The 5,669-nt window shown below is 57.1% G+C and carries 4 protein-coding genes; 2 read left to right on the forward strand and 2 right to left on the reverse strand.

The features are described from left to right. Window positions 1–608: 608 nt before the first annotated feature. The gene (gene glgX, locus H5U08_RS08865; RefSeq protein WP_297032283.1) at window positions 609–2,720 is read left to right on the forward strand and encodes a glycogen debranching protein GlgX; all 2,112 of its coding nucleotides are present in this window, start codon (window positions 609–611) and stop codon (window positions 2,718–2,720) included. Between the two features lie 197 nt (window positions 2,721–2,917). Further along, window positions 2,918–3,736, forward strand: a complete 819-nt coding sequence (locus H5U08_RS08870) for an alpha/beta fold hydrolase (RefSeq protein ID WP_297032276.1) — start codon at window positions 2,918–2,920, stop codon at window positions 3,734–3,736. A 188-nt stretch (window positions 3,737–3,924) separates the two neighbouring features. Here H5U08_RS08870 and H5U08_RS08875 read toward each other — a convergent pair whose 3' ends face one another. After that, entirely contained in the window at window positions 3,925–4,464 is a 540-nt protein-coding gene (locus H5U08_RS08875) for a DUF2617 family protein (protein WP_297032279.1), read from the reverse strand. 386 nt (window positions 4,465–4,850) lie between these two features. Then, a partial coding sequence (locus H5U08_RS08880; RefSeq protein ID WP_297032280.1) for a BBP7 family outer membrane beta-barrel protein occupies window positions 4,851–5,669 on the reverse strand: 819 nt, incomplete at its 5' end.

Genomic DNA, 5,669 nt, shown 5'->3' on the forward strand with positions numbered 1-5,669 from the left:
GCCCTGCTGCCCGAGTGCTGGCGAATGCCCCACGCGGTCGTTGAGCGGCCATCGTTAGGAAGTACCCCCTCGAGCGTCCGCTGCCCGTTGAACTCTCGGAAACATCCAAAAAATTGTGATGAACCGATTCTTTTCCTGCGTTTTACCGGTCTACCATCCCGCAACGACTTAATCGGTATGTCCTTCCCAGATTCCTTGCCGTGGTGCGTGTGGGGCAAACTGTTCAGAATTCCCGGATTGGATCCTGCCGTTCCAAGTCGCTGCGGCTTGGATTTTCCGCCAGCCGATTGTGGATAACAGGATGGACCCACCTCGATCCAGGCGTGGCGACCGCCTCTGCCGCGGCGGGAGTGTCAATCACTCCGCGGTCAAAAATCGAGTCGCGGCGATCCGGTCGCGGTCTCCTGCGGGTGGTGACTCGCAGGCCTGGCTCGTTGCCCTTCCACGGAGCGAAGGGGCACGGATGTCGGAAGCGCAGGTTGGCACGAGTTTTGTCGCAAGCTATGTTTTTTTCCTAAAATGACGGGTGGACCATGGCGACAGATTTGCAACAATGGTTTATTGGTAACGTTGACGTCGTGGTAGGACGCCCTACCCAACCTTTTTCCATGCTAGCGCGACCGACTACACTGCACCTTGCCCATAGTCTGCCGTACGGGGCCATTCTCCGGGAGGATGGCGTCCAGTTTGTCATTTTCAGCCGTTCGGCCACGGGAATGCGCATTCTTCTCTACCGGAATGTGGAAGATCCCGATCCCTATGAAATCATCTCCCTGAACCCTCACGACCACCGGTGGGGCGACGTTTGGACGATATTCGTGCCCGGTCTCAAGGCGGGGCAACTCTATCACATCCAGGCGGATGGCCCCTGGGCACCGGAAATCGGTCACCGCTTCGACTCGAAGGCCCGGTTGATCGACCCCTATGCCAAAGCCCTCGCGGGGGATTTTCTACCTCCGAAAGACGGCATCATCAGGCCCCCCAAGTGCGTCGTGATCGACGACGAGTTCGACTGGCAGGGCACGCGCCCCATACGACGGGAGCTTTCCGAAACCATCATCTACGAGATGCACGTCAAGGGGTTCACCCGGTCGCGGACCAGTGGCGTGCAATTTCCCGGCACATACCTGGGGGTCATTGAAAAAATCCCCTACCTCAAATCGCTGGGGGTGACAGCCGTTGAACTGATGCCCGTCCATGAGTTTCCCATCCTGGACATCTACGGCCAGAAACCGGCTCGTCCCAATTACTGGGGCTACGACCCCCTGGCCTTCTTCGCCCCACACCGCGGTTACGCGGTGAGCAAAGAACCCGGGGCACAGGTTCGTGAATTCAAAGAAATGGTTCGCGAATTGCATAAGGCCGGGATTGAAGTCATCCTCGATGTGGTCTTCAATCACACCGCCGAAGGCAATGAAAACGGTCCCATTCTGAGCTTCAAGGGGCTGGAGAATCGCGTCTATTACATGCTGGACAATGGCGGTAGCCGTTACAAGAACTACACGGGCTGTGGCAACACGCTCAATGGAAATCACCCCATTGTGCGGGAAATGATTTTCCATTGTCTGCGCTACTGGGTCCACAATTACCACATCGACGGCTTCCGTTTCGATCTGGCTTCGATCCTCAGTCGGGACCGGGCAGGGAATCTCGTTCCCAATCCTCCTGTGGTCGAAGCGATCGCGGAGGATCCTCTCCTTGCCGACACAAAAATCATTGCAGAAGCCTGGGACGCGGCGGGGGCCTATCAGGTCGGCACATTCGCGACCCTCTGCTGGCCAGACACCTTCGATCACTGCCGCTGGGCAGAATGGAACGGCCGCTACCGAGACGATGTGCGGCGGTTCTGGCGAGGCGATCCGGGCATGGTGCCTGCGTTCGCCACGCGACTTGCCGGTTCAAGCGACCTCTATCAGCCGGGCGGGCGCTATCCCTATCACAGTATTAACTTTATTACGTCCCACGATGGCTTCACCCTGAACGACCTCGTCAGTTACAACCACAAGCATAATGAGGCGAATGGCGAAGACAATCGCGATGGTGACAACAACAATAACAGCTACAATTACGGAGTCGAAGGCCCCACCTGGCATAAGGGGATCGACCTTATTCGGATGAGACAGATCAAGAATATGCTGGCCACCCTGTTTCTCAGCCAGGGTGTGCCCATGATGCTTTTCGGCGACGAATGCCGTAGAACCCAGCGGGGAAATAACAACGCGTACTGTCAGGACAATTCGATTTCATGGTTCAACTGGAAACTCGTCCATCGCTATCGGGAGCTCTGGCGATTCGTCCAGGCCCTGATTGCCTTCCGTAAACAGGAGCCGACGGTCCGACGCAAAGATTTTCTCACCGGTCTGCCAGTGCGGCCGGGCGGGTTGCCTGATGTGAGCTGGTTCAACCCGATGGGCGGCCCCGTGGATTGGGCCAACGCCGGTCGCAGCCTGGTCTGTCTTTTGGCGGCATTTCCCGAACGGGAAGATCCCAATCGTCCTAATCATCATATCCTCATGATGTTCCATGCGGCGCCGGAGCCAGCGCGCTTTGTGATCCCCGCGGCCGCCCGGGGACTCGCCTGGCGGCTGTTCATCGATACCAGTCGCATGTCCCCCAACGACATCTATCCCAATCTGGACGGTCCGCCACCTCCTGTTGATTGGTCCCTGACGCTGCCCGGACGGACGCTCGTGTGCTACGTCGCCCCGGACCTGCTGTGAAGGAAAGCTGTGTCCTCGATGGAGACCGGGTGATCTACTTTCCCGCCTGGGGTAAACACCTGCGTCCGCCCGCCAGCATTGCCTGCTGCCAAATACAATAGATAGATCCGACTTTGACCCGATCCGGGAACAAGTCGGCATTCAACTTGTTGGTTTTGCAGAAAAGAAAAATACTCACATTACACTTGGGACGTCCCATGGCACAGCGCGTAAAAATCACCACAGCGGCCAGCCCTGGTGAAGTCGAACTGGCTTTTGAAGATACGGGGACCGGCTTGCCTGTTCTTCTGGTTCACGGCTTTCCCCTGGACCGGACCATGTGGAAAGCCCAATGGGAAAGCCTGAGCAATGAGTATCGGGTGATTGTTCCCGATCTCCGGGGATTTGGAGAAAGCCAGGTAGTCCCCGGCGTGGCCACCATGGAGATGATGGCAGATGACCTGGCAGGGCTCTGTGACCATCTTCAATTGACCGGCAAAATCGTACTGGGTGGCCTGTCGATGGGCGGCTACGTCGCCTTTGCCTTTGCCCGAAAGTATCGGGACCGCCTGGCTGGTCTCATCCTGTGCGACACCCGTGCGAGGCCTGATACGCCAGAAGCGAAGGAGAACCGACGGCGCGTTGCCGACCGAGTTCGCCGGGAAGGCCCCGGGTTCATCGCGGACGAAATGATTCCCCGCCTGTGCTGCGAAAGCACGTTTCGCAATAATCCGGAGGTGATCGAAAGAATCCGCCAGATGATCATCTCGGCGCCGCCGGAGGGTGTGGCGGCGGCAGCACTCGGAATGGCTGAACGTCCGGATTCCACCGATCTTCTACCTACTCTCTCGTGTCCAACGCTTGTCCTGGTAGGACAGTTTGATGCCATTTCGCCGCCCGAGGAAATGGAGGCGATAGCACGGGCCATCCCGCAATCGCAGTTCGTCGTGGTTCCTGATGCGGGTCATCTTGCGCCGATGGAGCAGCCAGATCGGGTCACGCAAGCAATCCGGGAATGGCTGAAAAGCCTCGTCTAGCGGGGGATCTATGCTCATTTGATCCCCGCGATTTTATGAAACCTTTCAAGCTCCCAGGTCATCACCCGACCTACCGAGCTGACGCTGTGCGCGCGACAAACCGGCTGTCGTGCGGAGGATAACACTCCCCACCCGCCAGTGAGTTCTGGGTTGGAAAGGAAGCTGTGCCGAACTCGTTGGTGTTCGGACTAGGGCAAGCGAATCACTGTACGGCTTTTGACCAGGGCGTAGTCGTCAGGAAAAGTGTGAAACGCCTGCACAAGAAAGCTTTTCGCCCGCGTCTCGTAATAGAGAAAGCTCATCGCGCCGAGCGGCATTCGTCCGCTCGGATCGAAGCGAAAGAACAGTCCTTGCTGGGGTGCCTCACGATTCAGCTCATGCTGAAACATCCAGAAGACTTCGGGGGAGACATGTTCGAGCTGCACTTCCCACTCGTAGGAGACGCCACCTCTCCCGACAAGCTGGTCCCGATGCTCCCCTTTGATATTGTGGAACATGAGACGTCTTTTGGTCGGCAGAGGATGCAACGCGGAGGTCGCGACCTCAGTCCAGGTCAGTCCTTCGTAATTCCAGGTGATGATGTGACCGGTGTTGGTGATCGCCAGCCGCACCTCGTAGCCCCCGCGACTGACCTGTCGGGTGGCGCGAATTTCAAACAATTCGGGATGAAGCGGTCTGCCGTAAAGGCTGAACGCCAATTCTGTAACCCGAGGACGAACAGTCAGCACAGCTCTATCCCCTCTTCTATGCCTAACACACGGATGTGCCGGCTTCTTATGCCATCTTACGTCACCGCTACGTCCACCGCGGGACGCCATTGCATTTCCTCGTGAACGTTTCATCGGTTATTATAAGCGGTCTTCGCACAGGCAACAAAGGGAGTTTTCTGGGCTTTCTGTGTGTCCATTTCACAGCGCCGGGAAGCGCTCGTTTTATCTTGACAAATTCGTTTCATCACGCTAGCGGTGGGCAAGAAAAAGCAATCGACCGGGCATCCTTCCCGGTCGATCAGGACCCTCTTGCGCTACCCGAGACGAACGGTTCAAACATCCTTGTCGGACCGTTCGTTTAGCCGCCAGAGGGTTGAGGGCTCTCGGTCCATGGTGACGATCGTCTAACGGTTGAATTCAACACCGGCGGTCACACCGTTGATGAACAGGTCCTGTGTGTTGTGCTCCATGGTGATTCCCATGTCGGGTACACGATAGAGGATCATATTCGAAGCCCGTGCGATGCCGTCCATCCACAGACCTGTCCAACCGACGCTCAGGTTGATCTTGGAGGTGACCTGGTACTTGATGGTGGCCCGCAACTCGGCACAGGGTGCCCATTCCTCTTCCGTGGCGCTGTGGCTGAAGCCGGTTGCCCGCATAAAGAGCGGCACATCTTCGATGGCACCCAGGCCAGGGGTCAAACGGCTGCCCAGCACGCCCTGCTGTTTGATGTTCTGGAAATTGAACCCCGCAAAAAACCGGGCCTGTACGTCGAACGTCCAGCGATTGTAGCTGCGGAAGAGTCGTCCACCGATTTGCGGTCCCACGACGTGGTTCTCTGCCTTGGTGAACCAGTAGCTGTCGGCGAGAATACCCACGGCCGTCGGAAAACCTACTCCGTTCGGATCGTTTTGGTCCAGTGTTGGATCGTAAGGAACATAGGAATATGGCGCCCAGACGTTGAAATCTTCGTTCAACTCGAAGTACCGCACACCCAGGAAGAGTTCCCAGATTGTACCACGTCGAGTGGGATGGAACCGATAAACGTAATTCAGTTCCGTGCTCCAGTTCTTGACGAGGTTCTCCATCATGACACCCCAGGAAGGTTCCGGCAGAGTGTCTGGATCGCCGCCTTCATCTGGTTCCAGGTCCTCAATGAACGGGGCGTTGAATGTGACAGGCAAATTCTGGATATCAGTCAGGGCTGGATCGACATACCC

The sequence above is a fragment of the Thermogutta sp. genome (genome assembly GCF_014359955.1).
GTDB lineage: Bacteria > Planctomycetota > Planctomycetia > Pirellulales > Thermoguttaceae > Thermogutta.